General features: G+C 73.9%; 1 protein-coding gene. It reads left to right on the top strand.

Going from position 1 to position 245, the window contains the following annotated elements; genetic code table 11:
* Window positions 1–245, top strand: a 245-nt coding sequence (locus SB822_RS59860; RefSeq protein ID WP_410859478.1) for an amidohydrolase family protein, incomplete at both ends; no start/stop codon positions are given.

Consider the following 245-nt stretch of genomic DNA (forward strand, 5'->3'; position numbering starts at 1 on the left):
CTCCGACATGCCCTGGGCGGAAGACCGCCTCGGTCCGCAGCGCATCCTCGGCGCTTATGCCTGGCAGCGCCTGCTGCACAGCGGCGCGCGGCTGGCACTGGGCTCGGATTTCCCGGTCGAGTCGCCCGATCCACGCCTGGGCCTGTACGCGGCGGTGACCCGCCAGGACCGCAGCGGCCAACCGCCGGGCGGCTGGCAGCCGGAACAGAAGCTCAGCCTGGCCGAGGCCGTGCGCGGCTTCACCG

The organism is Paraburkholderia sp. SIMBA_054 (assembly GCF_046534875.1).
GTDB classification, from domain to species: Bacteria; Pseudomonadota; Gammaproteobacteria; order Burkholderiales; family Burkholderiaceae; genus Paraburkholderia; species Paraburkholderia hospita.